Here is a 22,355-nt window from a genome sequence, read left to right on the forward strand (position 1 = left end):
CACTCAGGCCAAACAGGGCCGCCTGCTGGGTAATGGAGGACAGCAGGGCATCATCCGCCCGATCCGGCCCGATAACCTGCACCGGGGCACCCTGCCGTGTGGACAGTTCCCGCCGCAGCGCATCCGCCCCACCGGCATGGTCCAGATGGCCATGGGTCAACCAGATGGCGTCAACCGACAGTCCCTTCTGCGTGATGAACGCCATGATACGCGGCACATCACCCCCCGGGTCGACCACGACGGCATGATGCGTGTCGGTATTCCATAATATGGAACAGTTCTGGCCAAAGGCGGTGACGGGCACGATTTCAAGGGAAAGAGGTGTCGGCATGCGCGGAACCCTACATATAAAAAAGCGCCCCACGTTACCGCGGGGCGCAACAGGCGACCAGTAGCCGATCAGCCCGCGTTGGGCAGCGGCCAGCCGGTGGCCGGAATGTCGAAATGCTTGGCCAGTTCATGATCGGGGGTGTTGGTCAGGTCACGCTCCAGTTCCTTGACCACCAGCGCACGGGTGTGCACGTCCAGATGCGCGCGGATCTGGTGCATGACGTCACCGGGGGCCGCGATCGCGATGGCCGGAGCCTTCTTCTGGCGCACGACCGTGTTCAGGAATTCCGCAATGACCTTGCCATAGGCACCGTTGCGCGGAGCATCCATGCCCTTTGCATCGTCGCTCTTGAGGTGCTCGAACGTCGCAAGACCATGTTCGCCATGCTTCAGGATACGGGCATGAATGTTATCGGCAACAACATACCAGGCAGGATCGACATAACTCATTTACAGTACTCCATTCATGCGCGCCCCACATCGGGGTGGCGTTATGTTGTGGCAATATATGGGATGCCTGTTCGTACATGTCCACCGGCTGGCATGAGTGTATGCGTGCTGATAGAGTAGTCCTGCTATGACACAGGTTTCATCCACGCGGGATCCCCTGGATCTCCTGATCGAATGGGCGCGGGCGGGTCAGCCCTGCGCGCTGGCGACCGTTACCTCCACCTGGGGCAGTTCCCCCCGGCCGGCTGGCAGCATGATGGCGGTCTGCGCCAATGGCCGCATCGAGGGATCGGTTAGTGGCGGCTGCGTGGAAGGCGCGGTGATCGAGGAAGCGGGGAACGTCATGGCCACCGGCCATCCCGCCGCCCTGTCCTATGGTGTATCCAGTGATGACGCATGGGCGGTTGGCCTGGCCTGTGGTGGGCTGCTGGATGTGTATGTGGCCGCCGTGCGCACCCCCACGCACCCGCAGGGCACGCTGGATCTGGCCATGCTGGAAACCGTGGCGGAAAAACGCCGGGCCCGGGTTCCGGTCATCGTGGCGACCGAACTGGCGACGGGGGCCACGCGCCTGCTGTACCAGACCGATGCCGCATCCGATGCATCATCCGATCTGGCTGCACGGCTGGACGCCCGCGCGCGGGACGTATTTGAAACCGGCCGCAGCCTGAGGCTGGAAGATGAAGCGGGGCAGGCCCTGTGGTTCCTGCACCTTATTCCCATGCCACCCCGCCTGCTGATCGCGGGGGCCGTGCATATCGCGCAGGTACTGGCCCCCATGGCGCAGACCACCGGATTTAGCGTGACGGTCATCGACCCCCGCACACAACTCGCGACCGCCGAACGTTTCCCCGGCATCACGCTGGAAACCGACTGGCCGGATGAAGCACTGGCGCGGCTGGGGGTGGATAACCAGACGGCCATCGTGACATTGACGCATGACGCCAAGCTGGATGATCCCACCCTGCATTACGCCCTGAATGGCGATGCCTTTTATATTGGTGCGCTGGGATCACGCAAAACACAGGCATCACGCGTTGAGCGACTGCGCGAGGCCGGTTTCTCCGCCGGACAGATCGCCCGTATCCATGGTCCCGTCGGGCTGGCCATCGGGGCGGTGGGGGCGGCTGAAATCGCCCTGTCGATTCTGGCTGAAATCGTGGCCGTGCGTCATAACAAGCCGCTGGGGCGGATCTCGGGCTGGGCATGACGCGGGCCGGGCCGCGTGTCGCGGCCATTGTGCTGGCGGCGGGCCGTTCCAGTCGCACCGCCCCCCTGCACAAGCTGCTGACGCCCGACGCCACGGGCCTGCCCATGATTGCCCGCACCCTGCGCGCCATCACCGCCAGCCGGGCCGGGCCGGTGATTGTCGTGCTGGGACATCGAGCCGCTGAAATCCAGGCCGCCGCGTCAATCGACAGACAGGCGGAAAACGCCCCCCGATTCATTACGGCACCCAACCATGCATGCGGCCTGTCCCAGACACTGGCGGCAGGTATCCGCGCCGCCAGTGCGTATCCGGCTGTCACGGGCGCGCTGGTCTGCCTGGGGGACATGCCACTGATCGGCACGGACCTGATCGACCGCATGATCGCGACCTTCCTGACCCATCCCGACCGACCCGGCGTGATGCCGGTGCATGAAGGCAGGCGCGGCAACCCGGTCCTGTGGAGCCGTGACCTGTTCCCTGCCCTGCTGGCCCTGACGGGGGACCAGGGCGCGCGCCCGCTCCTGCGCCAGCATGAAACCGGCATGGCGCGCGTTGCGGCCGGGGCGGAAATTACGGCGGACTTTGACACCCCGGCCCGGTTGGCCGACTTCGCGCGCTGCTTTGCAGACGGTTGACCTGAGCCCGCGCCAGCGCAAAGAGAGAAGGCACGCCATGCGGTCCACCGCACGGCCTGACAACCAACCAGGATCAAGACATGAGCAAGATTATCCGCACCGAACCCAACCCCATCCTGTCCAAGGTGGTGGAATACCATGGCTTCCTGTTCACACAGGGATTCGTCGCCCGCGACCTGTCCGCAGACATCACGGCGCAGACCAAGGACATTCTGGCCCAGATTGACGAGGCGCTGGAACTGCACGGCACTGACAACACCCGCCTGCTGCAGGCCCAGATCTGGCTGAAGGACATCAATGACCGTGACGCGCTGAACGCGGTATGGGGGCCGTGGCTGCCCAAGGATGGCGCACCCGCGCGGGCCTGCGTCGAAGCCAAGATGGCCCACCCCGACGTACTGGTCGAGATCATGGTGATCGCCACCAAATAAGACGAACGGGATGCGGGAAAGTCAGCTGATAAACATGTCACATTTTTGCAACTTTCCCGCTGCCCAAGAATCATTCCACTTATGTTCTCCCCTTTGATTTCTCACGCATAAGCGACTGAAAAACAGGGGATGAATGGTCCGATTAAAGAATATATTCCTATTTTCTTTCCGAGATGAAGTTTTTGGGTGAAATATGCAGCGTTGCTGTTCATCCTTCACAGCGCAGGCTTGTCAGACTTGCAATGGGCTTGCTACTCGATGAACACGATGTGAGCGGGTTATCAGAGAATCACCCCGATGCGGTGGAGAGATTGCGGAAAATGTGGATCAGAAACATGAAGCGTGGCGTTTTGCTTTCCGTTCTTGGTGCCACGTTCGGATTCATGTTTTCGGAACAGGGACATGCAAGGTCGGTCCGGCATGTCAGCCATGTCCATCCCGTCGCGGCGCATTCGGCCGCCGGGTATCATGTCCTGCACCACGCCAGCTATCGTCGCACCACGCATGAACGTGGGCATGTGATCCAGTGCGTAGCCTTCGCCAAATCGGCATCGGATGTTGAAATCCGGGGCAACGCGGTTGACTGGTGGTACAACGCCGCCGGGCGTTACGCCCGTGGCAATTCGCCGGAAGAAGGCAGTGTCCTGAATTTCCGTGGCACCCGTCGCATGCCACTGGGCCATGTGGCCGTGGTGCGTCAGGTCGTCAACAGCCGTACCATTGTCATTGACCAGTCCCACTGGGGCCAGCGCGGGATCAGCCGTGATGTTCCGGTGATCGACGTATCGCCCAACAATGACTGGTCTGCCGTGCGCGTGGCGCTGAACAGCGGCAGCGGTGCATTTGGCAGCATCTATCCGACCTACGGCTTCATCTACGCCCGACCGGATACCACATCCAACATGATGCTGAGCACCTACCAGAAGGCCATGCGCAACCCAGCCACCATGGCGCGGACTTCCGGTCGCACGATGCCACGCCACAACAGCACGGAAGTGGCCGAAGCGCCTGAAGGCATCGCCGGTCACGCCTCTTCATCCCTTGCCTATACGGATGACGCGCCGAATCGTTCCGTCCGGTAATCGAATAAAAGAAGCCGTGGCCCTGAAATCAGGGCCGCCCGGCCCGATGATACGGATGCCCCGATGAAATGGCGCGGGCACGATAAAGCTGTTCCGCCAGCATGCCGCGCACCAGCATGTGCGGCCATGTCATCTTGCCCAGTGAAAGCGTATGGTCGGCGCGCTGTATGACCGTCGCGTCCAGCCCTTCCGCCCCCCCGATGACAAAACACAGTGGGCGTGGCGTTTCGACCCACTGTTCCACCGCATGTGAAAAGGCCAGACTGTCATATGTCCGGCCGCCTTCATCCATGGCCACCACAATCGCACGGTCAGGCAATGCGGTCAGGATCGCCTGCCCTTCCCTGCGCTTGATTTCATTGGGTGCGCCGCGCCCTTCGGGCAGTTCCACCAGCTTGATACGCGGCGAAAGCCGGTTGGCGTAACGATCAAACAGGTCGCGTTCCACCCGGTCCTTCATGCGGCCCACTGCAATCAGATGAAACACCGTTCAGTCCACCGGTGTCGCTGGCGCCTCCGGCGGGACATCCAGATCCGCGCCCCACATCCGTTCCAGACCGTACAGCGCACGCGACTCAGGCTTGAACAGATGCACGACGATATCCCCCGCATCCAGCAGCACCCAGTCGGAACCGGAGGCCCCTTCGGTCCGTACCCGCTTGTGCCCGACCTCACCCAGCTTGCGATCGATATGGGCCGCCATGGCCGCGATCTGCCGATCCGCCACGCCCGTCGCGATCACCATCCGGTCGGCAAAGGATGCACGGCCCGTCAGGTCAATGACCACGATATCCTCGGCCTTGTCATCTTCCAGGCTGGTGGTGATGATTTCCAGAAACTGTTCCACGCGCGGGTCGGCTTCGCGCGCGTCAGTGGATACAGGGCCAGCCACGGCGGCCTTCTTGCGCGGCGTGCCCGGCACCTGCACGGCACTGCCCAATGACGCCGCGTTGACGCGTGGCTGTCCCGCGGAAAGGGTGCTGCCGGTCCGGCGCTTGGCGCCACTCTCGGCTGAAGGCTTCCTGGTTATGGCTGTTACTCCCGTCCGTGGCCGGAATTGGCCTGCGATGCACGTATTTGTGTTGCTGATATAGCGTTCTGCGGCGCGGGAAGAAAGACCCATGCCGGCGGCCTGCACATAGCCAGTCTGCCCGCCTGTCGTGCTGGCCGCCGCCAGCGCGCAAGCCTGCGGGCAATCTGACCGTGCAATGCGGCAGGATTATAGCCCGGTCGTGGTAGAATCGCGAGTGGAACCATACGCACGATGTCCCGCCACCGCCGCCATCGGCCCATATGCGCCAGTCCGTCCGCCCCCATCAGCCAGACAAAATGTACATGCGGGAAAAGCTGTTTCAGGCGACGCAGCGTATCGACGGTGTATCGCGTGCCGATCCGGCTTTCGATATCGGTCGCCAGCAGCCTGCGCCCACGCACGCCATGGATACGCGCGCGCACCAGCGCCAGCCGCTGCGACAGGGGCGCCATGCCCGCCACCGGCTTGAGCGGATTGCCCGGCGAGACAAGGAACCACACCTGATCCAGCTTCAGCTGCCGCAGCGCCCGGCAGGCAAGCTGGACGTGGCCGTCATGCACCGGGTTGAACGAACCGCCCAGCAGGCCGACACGCATATGCCGCCCGTCGCCACGGACCGGCAGGACATCACCCACGCCCGTCAACAAGGATCAGGGCCGGACCTGTCCGGTGCCGATCACCTCGTACCGATAGGTTGTCAGCTGCTCCAGTCCAACAGGGCCGCGGGCATGGAAACGTCCGGTGGCAATACCGATTTCCGCACCAAACCCGAATTCCCCCCCGTCGCAGAACTGGGTGGAGGCATTCCACATGACCACGGCGCTATCCGTCCCGTTCAGGAAAGTAGTCGCCACGGCCTCGTCCTCGGTCACGATCGCTTCGGTATGGGCGCTGCCGTAACGTGCGATATGGGCCAGCGCCTCCTCCACGCCATCCACCACGCCAACCGACAGCACCGCATCCAGCCATTCGGTGGCGAAATCATCTTCCGTCGCGGCGGGCAGGTCGGGCACGATCTCACGCGCGCGGGCATCGGCGCGGAACGTGCAGCCACGGGTGGCCAGATCCTCGATCAGGCCGGGCAGGATCTTGGGCGCAATCGCCTGATCCACCAGCAGGGTCTCGGTCGCGCCACAGATGCCCGGACGGCGCAGCTTGGCGTTCAGCACGATCCGTCGCGCCATTTCCAGATCGGCGGCGGCGTGGACATAGGTGTGGCACAGCCCTTCGGCATGGGCCAGCACGGGCACGCGGGCCTCGGCACAGACACGCTCGACCAGTGATTTGCCGCCACGAGGAATGATCAGGTCGATCAGGCCTGCCGCCCCCAGCATGGACGCGACATGCGCGCGATCCGCATCGGGCGGGATCTGCACGCATTCCACCGGCAGGCCAGCCGCCTGCAGCCCCGCCTGCATGGCGGCGTGAATGACGCGCGCGCTGTTCAGGCTGTCCGACCCGCCGCGCAGGATCACGGCATTGCCGGACTTGATGCACAGGGCGGCGGCATCGGCCCCCACGTTGGGGCGACTTTCGTAAATCATGCCAATTACGCCCACCGGGGTCGCGACACGACGGATGCGCAGGCCGTTGGGCCGATCCCATTCCGCCATGACATGGCCAACCGGGTCCGCCAGGCTGGCAACCTGCTCCAGCCCCTTCGCCATCGCCTCGACCCGTTCGGGGTTGAGGGTCAGCCGGTCACGGAATGCGGCCGCCCCGGCAAAGGCCGCCACGTCACGCGCATTGGCGGCCAGCAGTTCAGCCTGACTGGCGCGCAGGGCGTCAGCCGCCGCCATCAGGGCCCTGTTGCGGGTTTCGGTCGTGCTGCGGGCCAGCACGCGGCCTGCGGCGCGGGCGGCGATGGCCATGGTGCGGATCACGTCCGGCTGCGGTGCGTCAGCCCGCGTGGGGATTGCAACAGCCTGGTCCATGATCCGTCACTCCTTCAGTCCATTCCTGAACGGGCAATACGCCCGTATCAGACGTTAAAGCGGAACAGCAGGACATCACCATCCTGCACCTCGTAATCCCGCCCTTCGATCCGCAGCTTGCCCGCTTCACGCGCGCCAGCTTCACCATTGCAGGCAATGTAATCATCATACGCAATGGTTTCGCAGGCAATGAAGCCACGTTCAAAATCATTATGGATGACAGCGGCAGCCTGCGGGGCCTTGGTCCCTTCGGTAATGGTCCAGGCTCGCGTTTCCTTCGGCCCCACGGTAAAGTAGGTGCTCAGGCCCAGCAGGCGGTAGCCGGCCGCGATGACACGGTCCAGCCCGCTATCCTTCAGGCCGAGCCCTTCGAGGAACTCCACCCGGTCTTCGGGGCCAAGCTGGCTGACCTCGGCCTCGATCGCGGCGGAAACCACGACCATGGCGGCCCCTTCCTCTTCCGCGCGGGCACGGACGCGTTCGGAAAATTCGTTACCCGTCGCAGCCGAGCCTTCATCCACGTTGCACACATACAGCACGGGCTTCGAGGTCATGAGCTGGAGGCGGCGCACCGCTTCTTCCTGCCCCGCCGGAATGGCCTTGCGCGCGGGCTGCCCTTCACGCAGCGCCTCGATCAGCGGTTCCATCAGTTCGACCTGGGCCGCAGCCTCGCGGTCGTTGCCGCGCGCTTTCTTCTGCAGCGCCACGATCCGCTTTTCCAGCGATTCGAGGTCGGCCAGCATCAGTTCGGTCTCGATGATCTCCGCATCACGGATGGGGTCAACGCCACCCTCGACATGGGTGATGTCGTCATCTTCAAAACAGCGCAGGACGTGGATGATCGCATCCACCTCACGGATATTGGCCAGGAACTGGTTGCCCAGGCCCTCCCCGCGCGACGCACCGCGCACCAGGCCCGCGATATCGACGAATTCAAGACTGGTGGGCAGGATCTTCTGCGACTTGCCGATGCGCGCCAGATTGGCCAGTCGCGCATCCGGCACGGCGACACGGCCCACATTCGGCTCGATGGTGCAGAACGGATAGTTCGCGGCCTGCGCCGACGCTGTTTCCGTCAGGGCGTTGAACAGCGTGGATTTACCCACATTCGGCAGGCCCACGATGCCACAGTTAAAGCCCATACGCCCTTACTCCCCGGCCTGCGCGGCCATTCTTGTCATGAACAGTTCCGGCTTCCCGTCCGCCAGCAGCACGGCCTCATCAGCCAGCGCATCAAGCATCGGGTCCAGCCACTCGCGGTCCGTGCGGGAGAAGTCGCCCAGCACATGGCCTGTCACGCGCTCACGGCTGCCGGGATGCCCGATGCCCAGCCGCACGCGCCAGTATTCTTTCGTACCCAGCATGCGGTCCATCGACCGCAGGCCGTTATGCCCCGCCGCCCCGCCGCCACGCTTTACGCGGATGCGTCCGGGCTCAAGGTCCAGTTCATCATGGAATGCCGTAATGGCCTCGGCTGGCAGCTTGTAGAAAGCGGCCGCCTGCTGAACGCTCTCCCCCGAGAGGTTCATGTACGTCATGGGCTTGAGCAGCAGCACCTTGTGCCGCCCGATCATCCCTTCCGCCACTTCACCGCGAAAGCGCTTCCGCCACGGGGCGAACCCGTGGCGGTCGGCAATCCGGTCCACCGCCATGAACCCGACATTGTGACGATTCCGGCTCATCCCCGTCTCGGGGTTACCAAGACCGGTCCAGAGCAGCATCGTTCATCCTCCTGTCAGGTCAGCATGGCGGTGGGCGGGATCAGCCCTCGGCTTCGCCTTCGGCGGCTTCAGCGGCTTCGGCCTCTTCATCAACACTCGGCGGTGCGACGTTGGCGATCACGAAGTTGTTGTCCTGCAGCACCGGGGTGACATGCTCCGTGCCCTTCAGGTCTTCCCACCGCACGTTGTCGTGGAAGTCGAGCTTGGACAGGTCGGCAGTGAAGAATTCCGGGATGTTGGCCGGATCAACCACCACGTCCACCGTGTGGCGGACGATGTTCATCACGCCACCGCGCTTGACGCCGGGGGAGAGTTCTTCACCCGTGAAGCGGACTTCCACTTCCACGTGCACCTTATGGCCAGCGGCCAGGCGCTGGTAGTCAACATGCAGCGGCGCATCGGTCACCGGGTGCAGCTGGATCTCACGCAGCAGGGCGTGCACGGACGGGCCACCCGCGACGGAGATGTCATAGATGCGCGAACGCCAGCCGGACTTGTGCAGTTCACGGTGCACGATACGGGGGTCAAGCGCGATCAGGGTGGGTTCCTGGCCGCCGCCATAGATAACGCCGGGCACGTGGCCGGCACGCCTCGTTGCACGCGCTGCCCCCTTACCAGCCTTCGCGCGCGAAGAGACTTCGATCTTGGTGAATTTGGTCACTTGTTTGCTCCTGAAACACAAGCGCGCGGGCCTCCAGGGGTGCCAGCGCGTGCGCGGCGTTTAACGGAAAACCGCGCCTGATGCAATCACCCAAGGGCGCGCCCGCCCGGTTTTTCAGGAAAGCGCGGTCAGGTTCCATACCGGCGTCGGCCCCGGCTCGGCCCACATCGGCGTCGCGTTGGGCAGGCGCACATTGGGCTTGAGGTGCATGGCCGAACGCAGGGCGCGGAACATCGCGCCATGGCAGACGATCAGCGGCACGCCATCCTTTTCCAGCGCCCGGTTCACGGCCGATACGGCGCGTTCACGCAGGTCGGCAAAGCTTTCGCCATTGGGTGGGGTGTAATCGCCCGCGATCCAGCTGTCGTACCATGTTCCCATGGGCTTGCCTTCCTCGTCACCGAAGCAGACTTCCTTCAGCCCGTCATCCAGCGCGATCTCCAGCCGGGGGGCGCCGTTGGCCGCCAGCTGGTCAGCCACGATTTCCGCCGTCCGGCGCGCGCGGATCAGCGGCGACGACACGATCCGCACGATCGGTGCATGGTCATGCCAGTGCTTCGCCAGCAGCAGGCCGGCCGCCTCGGCCTGCCGGATGCCGGTCTGGTTCAGCGGAATATCGGTCCGCCCCTGCGAACGCCCCTGCGCATTCCAGTCCGTTTCCCCATGGCGCAGATACCAGTACGGCCGGGCAATCAGGTCAGTCATGGGGTCGTTCCTTGCTTGTTACACCCCTGTGGGGGTAACGCCGGGACAGCCCGGGGGTCAATCCCGTCCTTCAGTCAAACAGCGACGAAACCGAGCTTTCGTCCGATATGGCCTGCATGGCGCGCGAGATCAGGGCCGCCGTGCTGATCTGGCGGATATTGGCCGAATCCCTCACCGCCTCGGTCGCCTTGATGCTGTCGGTCAGCGTCAGCATGCCCAGCGGCGACTGGCCAATGCGGCTGACCGCGCTGCCGGTCAGCACGCCGTGGGTCACATATGCCTCGACCGCTGCCGCGCCATGCTTCATCAGCGCTTCCGCCGCGTTGCACAGCGAACCGCCACTGTCGACAATATCATCCACCAGGATGCAGTAACGGCCCCGCACGTCACCGATCACGTTCATGACTTCGGACACGCCCGCGCGCTCGCGTCGCTTGTCGATGATGGCAAGGTCCACGTTCAGCCGCTGCGCCAGCTGGCGGGCGCGCACCACGCCGCCCACGTCGGGGGACACGATCATGAGGTTGTGGGGGCCACCGGGAATGTCCATCGGCGGGGCGTCATAGGGCAGCGGCGGCTCGCCATCGATCTTCATGCGGCCACGGATGTCACGGGTAAACAGCGGGGCGGCATACAGGTTGTCCACCGGAATGTCGAAGAAGCCCTGGATCTGCATGGCGTGCAGGTCCATGGTCAGGACACGGTTGGCCCCGGCCTCGACCAGGATATTGGCCACCAGCTTGGCGCTGATCGGCGTGCGGGGGCCGGATTTGCGATCCTGCCGGGCGTAACCGAAATACGGCATGACCGCCGTGATGCGGCGTGCCGACCCGCGACGCAGCGCATCAAGCATGATCAGCAGTTCCATGAGGTTGTCATTGGTGGGGGAGCAGGTGCTCTGGATGACGAAAACATCCTCACCACGCACGTTTTCATGAATCTCGACAAAGATTTCCATGTCGGCGAAACGCCGCACGGTCGCATTACAAAGCGGCAGTCCCAGCTCCGCTGCTACTTTTTCGGCAAGGGGCAGGTTGCTGTTACAGGCGACAATCTTCATCGTGTGACGCTCCCGGGCGGCGGTGCAGGCGATCAGGGCGGCTTTTGCACGCCATCCCCGTTGTTTATGTGCGGGGTTCTAACAACCGGCATACCCCGTGTCACCTATCTAAGGATGGCGAAACCTGCACGCCTGCCCTTCGTGGCCGATCCGTCACACCGGGCGACGGGGTGGCAGCGTTACGCCAGGAAAGGGCCGGGCCGGTGCGGGCGGCGTGACAGGCACGGGTTTACCAGTGATTTCGGTCGGGGCCGGATTTTCCGCGGGCACCGCCTTGGGCATGGGGGGCCATTCAGCGGCCTTCTGCGCAACCGGGGGCGCGGGGCGCGATACCGCCCTGGGCTGGGCTACGGATACCGGGGCCGGTGTGTGGACCACCGGTGCCACGGCCGGTGAGGCGGCCGCATGCACGACCGGAGCGACGGGCGCCACAGACACGGCTGGCGCGGCAGGTGCCGGGGACGGCGCGGCGATGTGCGCAGACGGGGCTGAAACGGGCGTGGGCGACACGACTGGCGCCGCCACGGGCGTCCCGGTTACGGGCACGGCATCCGCCACGACCGGGGCGGGGGTGGAGATGGCTTTCGGCACTGACGTACCTGTGGCAACGCCCTTGCCACCGATGACCGGCACGGGCGCGACCGTATCCACTGCCGCGGCGGCCGTGCCGGCTGTCGCGGACTGTGTGACGGGGGATGATGACCGGGCAGGCAGCACGCCATCCGCCGCCAGCGGGACATTGGCCCGACCGGAATAGCGCGTGATGATCTGGCGCGCGGCCCCTGCCGCCTCATCCGCCGCCGCCACGGCGACATCACCCCACTTCGTATCCAGTGAATGGGCTTTTATGTCATGGATCTGGGTGGCCGCGCCCGCTTCCTTGCCCTGCGCATCCAGCACCTGCCATGTCAGCACGATATGCTGCTGCTTCGTGGTGGATGTCGTGGTGACCGCGTCATTGAGCACGACCGTGCAGCGCACCGTGTAATCCGCCCCGGTTGCGGTATGGCGGATATCCTCATGCGCATCGGGGAATGCCGCGATGAAGGCCCGCGCCAGTGCGCGGTCCCCATCCCCCGGCGCGCCCTGCACGCCCGCGAAATAGACATGGGCGGGACGGTTCTTGAGGCTGTTGGGATCCTTCTGCATCTGGGCGGCCTGTATGCCGGTCAGCAGTTCGGCCACACCGGGGGCGGCATTCTGTGCCGCACGGGTGACAGCCTGCCCGTCCACCGCCTGCCACTGCTGCACGGGCACGGGCGCGCCATCCATATGACCGCGTTCCTCGCCCTTGGGGGTGATGACGGCATAGGTCGGGACAATCGCGCCATTGCGGGCATCCGCCGTCATTTTCAGCCACCAGTCGCCCGGCCGCGCCGGCTGGCCCATTGCGGGCACCGACTGCGCCAGCAGGGCATTGACCATGGCGCGCTGCCAGCCCTGCGCCCCGGCCTGATCCGTGCCCGACGCCGTGGAAACCGGCACGGCCAGCCGGGCCGTCGGCGCCTGGGCTGTCTCCGTCCCATGGCGGAAGGGATGCGGCACGCTGACACAGCCCCCAAGCATACAGAGTACTGCAATGGCTGACCCCGTAAGCAGCCGCCGGGCAAAAACTTCTGACATCATGCCCCTATCTATATCGCCGGGCAGGCAATAACGGAAATCTGGTGCCCGATGACCCCGCCACCCGCCAGCGTACGGCGGCGATGGCTGAAGAAACGGGTTTCATCATGCAGGGTATCAATGCCCAGCGCCTCCGCCTGTCCCACACCGCAGCGCCGCAGCCGCATGACGCTGTATCCCGGCAGGTCAAACATGAAATGTCCCGGCCGCGCCGCAGGGATGAAAAATGCTTCCGCCGCCGCATCATGCGCCAGCGCCGCATCGCGCATGTCCGGGCCGACCTCATAACTGTCCGGCGCGATACAGGGTCCAACCACAGCGCGAATGTCACCCGGCGCGCAGCCCAGCGCGCCCATGGCCGCTACCACCGACTCCAGAATCCCACCACAGGCGCCGCGCCAGCCTGCATGGGCCGCCCCCACGACCGTGCCCCCCGCATTGCTGAACAGCACCGGGGCGCAATCCGCCGTAATCACGCCCAGCGCAAGGCCGGGTCGGTCGGTCACCATGCCGTCGCCCTCCGGCCCACGACCGGTTTCCCATGGTGTCGTGACCGTAATGGTGCGATCGCCATGCACCTGTGTCAGGCCCAGCAGGTGATCCGGGCGCACGCCGACATACCGCGCCACCCGGCGGCGGTTTTCATGCAGGGCGGCGGGATTGTCCGCCGAACGGGTCGAACAGTTCAGGCTGGCATATGGCCCGGTGGACACGCCACCCTGGCGGGTAAAGAACCCATGCCTGATCCCGCCGAAAACAGGGCTGCGCACCACCTGCGCATCCGTGATCACGCTGTCGGTCGTCATGGCGTTCCTCCCCTGCCTGTTCCATTCCCCGCACGCCTGCCCGCAAAACCCGGCAGGTCACCCGCAAGCCCGGATGAAAGCCCCATTACACGAAAAAGCTGCCCCATGCGGTCCGGGGCGACCAGTCGCCGGGCCGCCGCGCGGATTTCATCCGCCTGCGCGGGGACAGCGCGGGCAAGCTGTTCCACACGCGCGGCAAGCCCCAGCGCAGACAGGAAACTGCCCTGGGTCATGCTGCCCCACACATCCACCCCGGCGGGGACATGATCGGCAATCGCCCCGAAATCGACATGCGCCGTAAGATCCGCGCAGCCCGCATCCAGCAGGGGATCGGCCGGACGGCCATCCCGCAATGCCTGCAGGCTGTCCCCCCACGCCGGGGCATCATACCCATAGTCGATCAGCACCGCCGCCCCCGGCCAGCGCAGCAGGCGCGCGCCAAGCGCATGGATGAAATCCAGCGCGGGCTGGCAGGTTTCCAGCACTTCTCCTTCAGGCGCCGGACGCAGGCGGGCGGGATGGCGCGCCGGGAAATCACCCGGGGCAAGCGTGAAGGCGCCATCATGCACGAAACGCTCGTCCCAGCCCTGCCCCCGCCTGACGAACTGCCGTATGGGCAGGGCATCAAGGAATTCATTGGCCACCAGCACCATCGGCCCATCGGGCACGCCATCCAGCCGGTCATGCCAGCATACCGGCATGATCGTGGCGTCACGCAATGCGGCCGCCTGCACATCACGCAGCCGGGGCGAGGTTTCGATCAGGTGTACCCGCATGGCTTTGTGGCAGGCGGGGGCAACACGCCGCACAAGACGCAGCGCATCGGCCATGAGCGTACCGCGCCCCGGCCCGGGCTCCACCAGCATGAAGGGATCGGGGCAACCCAGCTGGCCCCACACCACCGCCACCCACGCGCCCAGCAGTTCACCAAACACCTGCGATATTTCGGGCGCGGTAATGAAATCGGCAAACGGGTCGCACCCGGCGTAATAGGCGGCATTCGCCCGGGCCATGAAGTGGTCCAGGCGTTCGCCGGGTCCGCTCACCGGGCGGTCCCGCCATCGCCCGCCGGTTCGTCCGGCGCGTCGGCCATGACGGATGTGCGCGCGGGACGCATGCAGGCATTGAGCATAAGCCCCGCCCCCCCGATTGCCATGGGCACGCACAACACCTGTCCCATCGTCACGCCAAAGGGCAGGAAGCCGATGAAGGCGTCCGGTTCGCGAAAGCATTCGCATACCGTCCGCGCCACCGCGTAACCGAACAGGAACAGCCCGGCGATGAAACCGGGATGCTGGCGAACGCGCAGGCTGCGCGACACACACCACAGCAGGGTGAACAGCAGCAGCCCCTCCGCAAAGGCTTCATAAAGTTCGGACGGATGGCGCGGTTCCGGCCCCGCATCGGGAAAGATCATGGCCCATGGCAGCGAGGACGGGGCCGGACGCCCCCACAGTTCCCCATTAATGAAGTTGGCGATCCGCCCCAGCCCCAGCCCGATGGGCACGACGGTGGTGATACGGTCGGAAAAGGCAAGGAAGCTTAGTCCGTTCAGGCGCGTAAACACGATCAGCGCGATAATCACGCCCGCCGCCCCACCGTGGAACGACATGCCGCCCCGCCAGACCTGCAGGATCGCCAGCGGGTGCGTCAGGTAGAAACCCGGCTGGTAGAACAGGATGTAGCCAAGCCGCCCGCCCAACACCACGCCCAGCGTCGCCCATGTCAGGAAGTCATCCACCTGCAGCGCGGTCGCGGCCCGTGGTGGCAGCGCCACAAGGTGGCGCGCGATACGCCACCCCGCCACAAGCGCCACGATATAAGCCATGGCATACCAGCGGATGGCGAACGGCCCGAAATGGACCATTACCGGATCGAACTGCGGGAAGATCAGGACAGGCAGCATCGGCCCACTTTCATTGTCATGGTTCTGGCGGCGGCAGGCGATTACAGATAGGAATCGGGGGCAGCAAGGTAGTCGTGGACGTAACGGTGCACCCCGTCCTCCAGCGTGGTGAAGGGACGGGTATAGCCCGCGGCCCGCAGCCTGCGCATGTCGGCACAGGTAAAGGACTGGTACTGCCCGCGCAGGGCTTCAGGCATGTCGATGAATTCGATGCGACGCGGCACGTTCGCCGCATCGCATACCGCATGGGCTAGGTCGGTATAGGTGCGCGCGACCCCGGTGCCACAGTTGAACAGTCCGCACACGGCGCCATGGTCCAGCAGCCACAGCATGACATCGACCACATCCCCCACCCAGATGAAGTCGCGTGCCTGCGCCCCGTCCGCCAGACCCGGCACGTCGGAACGGAACAGGCGCAGCGGCTGGCCCGCGCGGGCCTCGTCATACTTGACCTTCACCACCGAGATCATGCGCCCCTTGTGGTATTCATTCGGGCCATAGACATTGAAGAACTTCAGCCCCGCCCATGACAGGCCCGACATCGCCCCGCCCGCCACCCGGCGCAGCACCGAGCGGTCGAATGCCTGCTTGGACCAGCCATACAGGTTGAGCGGCTTCAGGTGGTCCAGCAGGGCGGGATCGTCATTGAACTGTTCGGGCCTGTCCGCCGCCCCGTATGTCGCGGCAGAGGAAGCATAGATGAACCGCACCCCTTCATGCGCGCACCACGACAGCAGCCGTTCGGACAGGTCCACGTTGGTGCGCCACACCAGGTCGCCATCGGTTGCCGTCGTCTCGCTGATCGCGCCCAGATGGATCACGGCCGATATGTCCGGACGGGTTTCAAGCCACGCGTCCAGCGCCTCGGGGGCGATGATGCGCGTGGGCGTGTGGTGACGCAGGTTACGCCACTTGCCTTCATTGCCCAGCCAGTCCACCACGACCGTATCGATCCCGCGCGCCTGCAGCGCCTGCTGCACGCACGATCCGATAAAGCCCGCACCCCCGGTAATAACGATCACTGTCCCGCACCCTGCCCTGTTGCATGGAAGTCGATATTGCGGCGTCGCCACGGCCGCTGCAATCGTGCGGATAGCCCTGAGCCGCCAATGTGTCTATAGTGGCTGCTTTCATCTCGCGCGTGGACTGGCACAGGACGCGGCGCGGAACGTCATGGAGTATCCACTATGTCCGACAGGCCCCGCATTTTTGATGACCTAGCCGGCGTGGCCGGTGGCGCGTTCTCGGCGCTGGCTGGCGTGCGTGAGGAAATCGGCGCCATCGTCCGCGCGCGCGTGGACGAAACACTGGGCAGCCTGAACCTTGTCCGCCGCGATGAATTCGAGGTCGTGCGCGAAGTCGCGACCCGTGCACGCCTGGCACAGGGCGAACTGGAAAACCGGATCAGCCGGCTGGAAGAACGCGTCTCCGACCTTGAAGCCAGCCTGACCGCGCCCACGCGGCCGGGGCTGTAAGCACGACGCTTGCAGCGCGCGCCGGTGGGCCATAGTGTAACAGGACGGTCCGCGCCCTGATTCCCCGCAACAGGCCACGGACCGGATGCAGAGATACGCGGAATCCGGCGCATGCCGGGATTTCCTCCACGACGGCTTCGGGGAGTGCCACATGCCAGCTCTGACTGAAACAGCGATCCCACGCAATACGAATCCACTCGATCTGATGGAACGGATCGTGGGCGGATATGACTGGAATTTCGAACGCCGCAACGATTCGGAAATGGCGGCCGAGGCACCGGGGAAATGGTGCGATTACGGCCTGTTCTTCTGCTGGTCGGAAGAAGTGAACGCCATGCATTTCACCTGCACCTTCGACCTCAAGGTCCCCGCGGACCAGCGGCGCAACCTGTTCGAACTGCTTGCACTGGCCAACGAACGGCTGTGGATCGGCCATTTCAGCATGGATCCCGACCATGGCACGCCGGTCTTCCGCCACGCGGTCCTGCTGCGCGGGTCACGTGGCGCATCCGTGGAAAGCCTGGAAGACATGATCGACATCGCACTGACCGAATGTGAACGTTTCTACCCGGCCTTCCAGTTCGTGCTGTGGGCCGGCAAGAAACCGGCGGACGCGCTGGAAGCCGCGATGCTTGACTGCGTGGGGATGGCCTGATGACGGAAACGCTCCCCCCTCTCCTTCTGGTCGGTTGTGGCAAGATGGGCGGCGCGATGCTGGACGGGTGGCTGAAGGAAGGGCTGGCCCCGTCCTTCATCGTCGACCGTCACCGGGAATCCGTGCCCGCCCCGCACCATCTTGTCCGCAGCCTTGATGATGTCCCGGCCGATTTCCGGCCGGGCATGATCATACTGGCCACCAAACCGCAGAAGGTGGACGCCGTCCTGCCCACGGTCGCGCAGTTCGCCCTTCATGCGCCCGTCATATCGGTACTGGCGGGCCGCACGGTAAAAAGCCTGACGGATGCGCTGGCCGCCCTTCAGCCACCAGGCAGCCCGACACCCATCGTGATCCGCACCATGCCCAATACACCCAGCGCCATCGGGCAGGGCATGACGGTCTGCTACGCGCCCCCCATCGCCACGCCCGCACAGCGCAGGCTGTGCACACGCCTGCTGCGCGCGGTGGGGGAAGTGGCGTGGGTCGAGCATGAAGACCAGATCGACATCGTCACATCCATTTCCGGCAGCGGACCGGCCTATGTCTTCTTGCTGGCGGAACTGCTGGAACAGCTGGGCGTGGCCGATGGCCTGCCGCCCGACCTTGCCCGCCTGATCGCGCGCCAGACGGTATCGGGCGCGGGCGCGCTGATGCAGCAGAGCGGCATCGACGCCGCAACCCTGCGCCGCAACGTGACCAGCCCCAACGGCACGACGCAGAAGGCGCTGGAAGTGCTGATGGCGGACGGCGCATGGCCCGCGACCCTTGCCGCCGCCCTGAAGGCGGGAGCAAAACGGGCGCGTGAACTGTCAGGCCCGCAACCCGTTTCATGACCACGCGGTGCCGTGTGCCCACCACCGATACCCTTAACCCGGAAGATTATGCCCTCCATGGATAACGACCTGTTTGACGCCACCCTTCTCCGCTCAGCGTTGGAACGTGCTGCTTCGCACGGCTGGCGACGCGTGACGGTCGTTGACGCGGCACGCGACGCCGGGCTGAGCCTGGAGACCGCGCGCAGGCGCGCACCGTGCAAGGCGATGTTGCTGCTGACGCTGGGCCGGCTGGCGGATGAGGCGGCGCTGGTGGAGGACGAATCCGAAGGCAGCGTGCGTGAAAAACTGTTCGACATGCTCATGCGCCGGCTGGACGTGTTCCAGCAGTACCGCGAGGGCGTGCGCAGCGTGCTGCGCGCCCTGCCAATGGACCCGCCCCTGGCCATCCTGCTGGGCGGCGCGACGCTGGAAAGCATGAAGTGGATTGCCAACGCGGCGGGCATGGAAACCAGTGGCCTGGCCGGTGGCCTGCGCCTGCAGGCCCTGCTGGGCGTCTGGACCATGACCCTGCGGGCATGGGACAAGGATGACAGTCAGGACATGGGCACCACCATGGCAGCCCTTGATCAGGCGCTGGACCGCGCCGCACGCTTTACCGGCCTGGCCCCGGCGGCGCCGCAGGCCCCCATGTCCGGTGGCGGGTATGACGCGGGCACAGACCCGCTGGTGCACCTGCCGCTGGAACCTTCGGCCTGAATGAATCCGATCGGGCCGTCCCCCCTTTACGGGACGGCCCTTTAGACATTAGAAGATCACCATATCGCGCGAATCGCACGGTTACCGGACTTATTGGGGCGTAGCCAAGTGGTAAGGCAGCGGATTTTGATTCCGCCATGCGGAGGTTCGAACCCTCCCGCCCCAGCCAGTCATTCCTGAAATCGTAACGTATCAGGGCCGTCCAGCCCTGCGCCATTCCGTAAATTCAAAAGAAGTTTCCGGTGCAGCTTTTTCTAACGCTGCTGGCGACACCGCCTTTTTGAACAAAGGCGACGCGCGGAAACCTTTATTGCCTGCCCCTAATCCTGCATCTGTTCCATCCGTCCCGGGCCAGTGGACTGGACGGATACGGCAGGGGGCCAGAAGGCATGGGCGATTTCGTTCTGGATCTGACGCAGTTCGCGCTGGATCCAGTCCATGTATTCATGCAGGCCCCGCATGATGATGTCTTCCACCGTCTGCTCAGCCAGCGTGACACGCAGTTCCTCCACCCGTTCAATGATCGGGGCGCAATGACGCAGGCGGTACTCACCCGCCAGTGATCCCATCACGCTGTAGACACTGCGCAGGCTGGTGGACAGCGAACGGGGAAAACCGTCATTCTTCAGCAGGAAACCCACGATATTGGCGGGTGTCATCCCTTCGGGCAGGACACGGCGGAAGGCATGGTACGCCGCTGCTGACCGCAGCACGGATGTCCACTGGCTCATGTCGATGTCCGAACCGACCCCGACCCCGCTGGGCAGCAGGGTATGGTATTTTATGTCGATCAGCCGTGTGATCTGGTCCGCGCGTTCAAGGTGCTTGCCAAGGATATAGAAAAGCCATGCCTGATCACGGTACAGCGTGCCCTCGGTTATGCCGAAATGGGTCTGGCAGTCCTGCTTCAGGCGCGTGCACAGGCCGGACAGGTAGCCGGCACCCACATCATTGGGGCCCAGTTCCATGACCCAGCGCGTAAAGACGTTCAGGTGCATCCACATCTCGGTCGAGATCAGGGGACGCAGCACCCGTGCATTTTCCCGCGCGTAACGGGCCATGGACACGATGGAATCCGGATTGTTGGCATCGATGATGTAGAAGGCCACCACGCTGCGCTCGGTCGCGGCCTCATGATGCTGGAAGAACAGGCCTTCATCCGCGTTGATGCGGATGACGCTGTCCCATCCCGCATCCAGGTTGGTGGCTGAAACCGATGTGCTGGTCACCTCGATCAGGCGGGCGAGGTTTTCAATACGCTCCATATAACGCGACAGCCACATCGTGCTTTCGGCATAGCGCGAAAGCAGGTTGCGCAGCCCCGGCATGACCGGGGCGGGAAAGACCGAAACCTGTGTCATGATGCCAGCACCCATGTATCCTTTGACCCACCACCCTGCGATGAATTGACCACCAGCGACCCCTTGCGCAACGCCACGCGCGACAGGCCGCCCGGCAGCACCCACGTATCGCGCCCGGTCACGGCAAAGGGGCGCAGGTCCACATGCCGCGCCTCGACCCCCGCGGGGCATAACGTGGGGGACACCGACAGGCTTATGACCGGCTGGCTTATGTAATTTGCCGGGTTGGCGCGCAGCAGGGCACGGAATTCATCCAGTTCCGTCTGCGTCGCATGGGGACCGATCAGCAGCCCGTAGCCGCCGGATTCGCCCACCGGCTTGACCACCAGCCGTTCAATGTTGGCCAGCGTGTATTCCAGCCCCTCGCGCTCGGCGCAGATATGGGTTTCCACGTTGGTCATGATCGGCTCCTCATCCAGGTAATAACGGATGATGCGCGGCATGTAGGCGTAAACCGCCTTGTCATCCGCAACGCCCGTGCCAATGGCGTTGGCCAGCGTCACGTTGCCCCTGCGATAGGCATCCACCAGTCCGGGCACGCCCAGCATGCTGTCGGGATTGAACACCTGCGGGTCAAGGAAATCGTCATTCAGCCGCCGGTAGATGGAATGGACCGGACGGGGGCCGGCTACGGTGCGCATGTAGACACGCCCGTCCTCCACCATCAGGTCACGCCCCTCGACCAGCGGGATGCCCATTTCACGCGCCAGGAACACATGCTCGAAATACGCGGCGTTATAGATGCCGGGCGAAAGCAGGACCACCTGCGGGCTGTCCACGCCTGTGGGCGCGACCTCCGCCAGCGCGCGGTGCAGGCGCGGGCCGTATTCATCCACCGGGCGGATGTTCAGCCCCCGTGCCAGATCAGGCATGAGGCGCAGCATCATCTGCCGGTCTTCCAACACGTATGACACCCCTGACGGCGTGCGGGCGTTGTCTTCCAGCACCAGGAAGCGGCCATCGCGGTCGCGTACCAGGTCGGTGCCATTGATATGCACGTAAACCCCGCCGGGCACATCCAGCCCGACCATGGCCTGACAGTAATTGGCGTTGCCCAGCACCAGGCTCGCCGGCACCACACCATCATTGAGGATATGCCGGTCGTGGTAGATATCATGCAAGAACAGGTTGATGGCGCGCACGCGCTGCTGCACGCCGCGTTCGACATGGTCCCATTCCGCCGCGGTCAGCACGCGCGGGATGACATCGAACGGCAGGACGCGATCTATCGCCTCCCGGTCGGAATAGACGGTAAACGTTATGCCAAGGCGGTAGAACTGCGCTTCCACCGCGGCCGCCCTGCGCCGCAGTTCCGCCAGGTCAAAGCGCGCCAGACGGTCACGCACCAGTTGCAGGCCGGGGGGCGGGATATCCCCGCGATTGAGCAGTTCACAGAAAAAATCCGGAATGTCGTATGTCGCGAACAGCCCGGCGGCCTGTGCTGCCATATTCATATCATTCATGTCCTACCCCCGCTGGCGTGGAGGTGGATCAGGCGCGAAGGAATCATGTCCGCCCACCTGCAATTTCGTTTCGATCCGTTTCTAGCGGAGCAAGAAAATCGTCTCTTGCCAAGAACGAATCTGCATTCCCTTCCCATTCAGGCCAAAATGCCGGAAAAATACGATATTGCCGCCGCCGCCAATCCTGATAGCGTGGACGGCAACAGACACACCACGTCCGAACCGCACCATCGCCGGATCACGATGGCAGGCATGCGGGACAGTTTTCCGGGGCTCTAG

27 protein-coding genes and 1 tRNA gene (1 of these 28 cut by a window edge) are annotated in these 22,355 nt (G+C 64.4%); 10 read left to right on the plus strand and 18 right to left on the minus strand.

The window, feature by feature from the left end:
• Positions 1–331: the 5' portion of an MBL fold metallo-hydrolase gene (locus GEU01_RS10670; protein WP_019086078.1), read on the minus strand. The gene continues 329 nt to the left of window position 1, outside the view; 331 of the gene's 660 nt are visible here — the first part of the coding sequence; the start codon lies at positions 329–331; its stop codon lies off the left edge, out of view.
• Between the two features lie 68 nt (positions 332–399).
• Positions 400–780 carry a host attachment protein gene (locus GEU01_RS10675; protein ID WP_010508763.1) on the minus strand — a complete coding sequence of 127 codons (381 nt, stop codon included), beginning with the start codon at positions 778–780 and terminating at the stop codon, positions 400–402.
• 127 nt (positions 781–907) lie between these two features.
• On the opposite strand from GEU01_RS10675, the gene GEU01_RS10680 reads away from it, so the two are divergent.
• From GEU01_RS10680 to GEU01_RS10695, 4 genes are all read left to right on the plus strand, one after another.
• Complete coding sequence (locus GEU01_RS10680; RefSeq protein WP_019086079.1) at positions 908–1,990, plus strand: XdhC family protein; 1,083 nt, start codon at positions 908–910, stop codon at positions 1,988–1,990.
• A complete protein-coding gene (locus GEU01_RS10685) occupies positions 1,987–2,625 on the plus strand; it encodes a nucleotidyltransferase family protein (RefSeq protein ID WP_019086080.1) in 639 nt (212 codons plus the stop codon). Before GEU01_RS10680 ends, GEU01_RS10685 begins: the two co-directional genes overlap by 4 nt.
• 80 nt (positions 2,626–2,705) lie before the next feature.
• Positions 2,706–3,056: a RidA family protein gene (locus tag GEU01_RS10690; RefSeq protein ID WP_010508769.1), complete on the plus strand. Its 351-nt coding sequence runs from the start codon at positions 2,706–2,708 to the stop codon at positions 3,054–3,056.
• A 335-nt stretch (positions 3,057–3,391) separates the two neighbouring features.
• Positions 3,392–4,138 carry a CHAP domain-containing protein gene (locus GEU01_RS10695; protein WP_232272499.1) on the plus strand — a complete coding sequence of 249 codons (747 nt, stop codon included), beginning with the start codon at positions 3,392–3,394 and terminating at the stop codon, positions 4,136–4,138.
• A gap of 28 nt (positions 4,139–4,166) precedes the next feature.
• Here the strand turns inward: GEU01_RS10695 and GEU01_RS10700 are convergent, their stop codons facing one another.
• The 14 genes from GEU01_RS10700 to rfaD all read right to left on the minus strand — a co-directional run bounded on the left by GEU01_RS10700 (position 4,167) and on the right by rfaD (position 16,609).
• Positions 4,167–4,625, minus strand: a complete 459-nt coding sequence (locus GEU01_RS10700) for a 23S rRNA (pseudouridine(1915)-N(3))-methyltransferase RlmH (protein ID WP_019086082.1) — start codon at positions 4,623–4,625, stop codon at positions 4,167–4,169.
• 3 nt (positions 4,626–4,628) lie between these two features.
• Entirely contained in the window at positions 4,629–5,078 is a 450-nt protein-coding gene (gene rsfS / locus GEU01_RS10705; protein ID WP_010508775.1) for a ribosome silencing factor, read from the minus strand.
• Positions 5,079–5,173: 95 nt separating this feature from the next.
• The gene (locus tag GEU01_RS10710) at positions 5,174–5,815 is read right to left on the minus strand and encodes a nicotinate-nucleotide adenylyltransferase (protein ID WP_019086083.1); all 642 of its coding nucleotides are present in this window, start codon (positions 5,813–5,815) and stop codon (positions 5,174–5,176) included.
• 6 nt (positions 5,816–5,821) lie between these two features.
• Positions 5,822–7,105: a glutamate-5-semialdehyde dehydrogenase gene (locus tag GEU01_RS10715; protein WP_019086084.1), complete on the minus strand. Its 1,284-nt coding sequence runs from the start codon at positions 7,103–7,105 to the stop codon at positions 5,822–5,824.
• A gap of 47 nt (positions 7,106–7,152) precedes the next feature.
• The gene (gene ychF, locus GEU01_RS10720) at positions 7,153–8,247 is read right to left on the minus strand and encodes a redox-regulated ATPase YchF (RefSeq protein ID WP_019086085.1); all 1,095 of its coding nucleotides are present in this window, start codon (positions 8,245–8,247) and stop codon (positions 7,153–7,155) included.
• Between the two features lie 6 nt (positions 8,248–8,253).
• The gene (gene pth, locus GEU01_RS10725) at positions 8,254–8,826 is read right to left on the minus strand and encodes an aminoacyl-tRNA hydrolase (RefSeq protein ID WP_010508782.1); all 573 of its coding nucleotides are present in this window, start codon (positions 8,824–8,826) and stop codon (positions 8,254–8,256) included.
• Between the two features lie 40 nt (positions 8,827–8,866).
• Positions 8,867–9,487, minus strand: a complete 621-nt coding sequence (locus tag GEU01_RS10730; protein WP_010508784.1) for a 50S ribosomal protein L25/general stress protein Ctc — start codon at positions 9,485–9,487, stop codon at positions 8,867–8,869.
• A 114-nt stretch (positions 9,488–9,601) separates the two neighbouring features.
• Positions 9,602–10,192, minus strand: a complete 591-nt coding sequence (locus GEU01_RS10735) for a histidine phosphatase family protein (protein ID WP_019086086.1) — start codon at positions 10,190–10,192, stop codon at positions 9,602–9,604.
• A 70-nt stretch (positions 10,193–10,262) separates the two neighbouring features.
• Complete coding sequence (locus GEU01_RS10740) at positions 10,263–11,252, minus strand: ribose-phosphate pyrophosphokinase (RefSeq protein WP_010508788.1); 990 nt, start codon at positions 11,250–11,252, stop codon at positions 10,263–10,265.
• Positions 11,253–11,405: 153 nt separating this feature from the next.
• Positions 11,406–12,878, minus strand: a complete 1,473-nt coding sequence (locus tag GEU01_RS10745) for a hypothetical protein (RefSeq protein ID WP_026018664.1) — start codon at positions 12,876–12,878, stop codon at positions 11,406–11,408.
• An 8-nt stretch (positions 12,879–12,886) separates the two neighbouring features.
• Positions 12,887–13,681 (minus strand): peptidoglycan editing factor PgeF, encoded by a 795-nt coding sequence (gene pgeF, locus GEU01_RS10750; protein WP_019086088.1) that lies wholly within the window; start codon positions 13,679–13,681, stop codon positions 12,887–12,889.
• Entirely contained in the window at positions 13,678–14,727 is a 1,050-nt protein-coding gene (locus GEU01_RS10755; RefSeq protein WP_019086089.1) for a class I SAM-dependent methyltransferase, read from the minus strand. Before GEU01_RS10755 ends, pgeF begins: the two co-directional genes overlap by 4 nt.
• The gene (gene lgt / locus GEU01_RS10760; RefSeq protein WP_010508795.1) at positions 14,724–15,587 is read right to left on the minus strand and encodes a prolipoprotein diacylglyceryl transferase; all 864 of its coding nucleotides are present in this window, start codon (positions 15,585–15,587) and stop codon (positions 14,724–14,726) included. The genes GEU01_RS10755 and lgt overlap by 4 nt, the downstream gene beginning before the upstream one ends.
• A 41-nt stretch (positions 15,588–15,628) precedes the next feature.
• The gene (gene rfaD / locus GEU01_RS10765; RefSeq protein ID WP_019086090.1) at positions 15,629–16,609 is read right to left on the minus strand and encodes an ADP-glyceromanno-heptose 6-epimerase; all 981 of its coding nucleotides are present in this window, start codon (positions 16,607–16,609) and stop codon (positions 15,629–15,631) included.
• 165 nt (positions 16,610–16,774) lie between these two features.
• Here rfaD and GEU01_RS10770 point away from each other — a divergent pair, with 165 nt between their 5' ends.
• The 5 genes from GEU01_RS10770 (at position 16,775) to GEU01_RS10790 (ending at position 19,421) form a co-directional block, all read left to right on the plus strand.
• Positions 16,775–17,062: an accessory factor UbiK family protein gene (locus tag GEU01_RS10770; protein ID WP_010508799.1), complete on the plus strand. Its 288-nt coding sequence runs from the start codon at positions 16,775–16,777 to the stop codon at positions 17,060–17,062.
• A gap of 151 nt (positions 17,063–17,213) precedes the next feature.
• Positions 17,214–17,717 carry a type III secretion system chaperone family protein gene (locus tag GEU01_RS10775; protein WP_026018666.1) on the plus strand — a complete coding sequence of 168 codons (504 nt, stop codon included), beginning with the start codon at positions 17,214–17,216 and terminating at the stop codon, positions 17,715–17,717.
• A complete protein-coding gene (proC, locus tag GEU01_RS10780; RefSeq protein ID WP_026018667.1) occupies positions 17,717–18,553 on the plus strand; it encodes a pyrroline-5-carboxylate reductase in 837 nt (278 codons plus the stop codon). The genes GEU01_RS10775 and proC overlap by 1 nt, the downstream gene beginning before the upstream one ends.
• A 57-nt stretch (positions 18,554–18,610) precedes the next feature.
• On the plus strand, positions 18,611–19,252 hold the full coding sequence (locus GEU01_RS10785) for a TetR family transcriptional regulator (protein WP_019086092.1): 642 nt from the start codon (positions 18,611–18,613) through the stop codon (positions 19,250–19,252).
• Positions 19,253–19,346: 94 nt separating this feature from the next.
• Positions 19,347–19,421, plus strand: a tRNA-Gln gene (locus GEU01_RS10790).
• A gap of 151 nt (positions 19,422–19,572) precedes the next feature.
• Here GEU01_RS10790 and GEU01_RS10795 read toward each other — a convergent pair.
• Together GEU01_RS10795 and GEU01_RS10800 are read right to left on the minus strand one after the other, a co-directional pair.
• Positions 19,573–20,628 (minus strand): alpha-E domain-containing protein, encoded by a 1,056-nt coding sequence (locus GEU01_RS10795; RefSeq protein WP_019086093.1) that lies wholly within the window; start codon positions 20,626–20,628, stop codon positions 19,573–19,575.
• Complete coding sequence (locus GEU01_RS10800; RefSeq protein WP_019086094.1) at positions 20,610–22,076, minus strand: circularly permuted type 2 ATP-grasp protein; 1,467 nt, start codon at positions 22,074–22,076, stop codon at positions 20,610–20,612. The genes GEU01_RS10795 and GEU01_RS10800 overlap by 19 nt, the downstream gene beginning before the upstream one ends.
• Before the next feature lie 45 nt (positions 22,077–22,121).
• Here GEU01_RS10800 and GEU01_RS25720 point away from each other — a divergent pair, with 45 nt between their 5' ends.
• The gene (locus GEU01_RS25720; protein ID WP_152927753.1) at positions 22,122–22,355 is read left to right on the plus strand and encodes a hypothetical protein; all 234 of its coding nucleotides are present in this window, start codon (positions 22,122–22,124) and stop codon (positions 22,353–22,355) included.

The organism is Komagataeibacter europaeus LMG 18890 (assembly GCF_000285295.1).
GTDB classification, from domain to species: Bacteria; Pseudomonadota; Alphaproteobacteria; order Acetobacterales; family Acetobacteraceae; genus Komagataeibacter; species Komagataeibacter europaeus.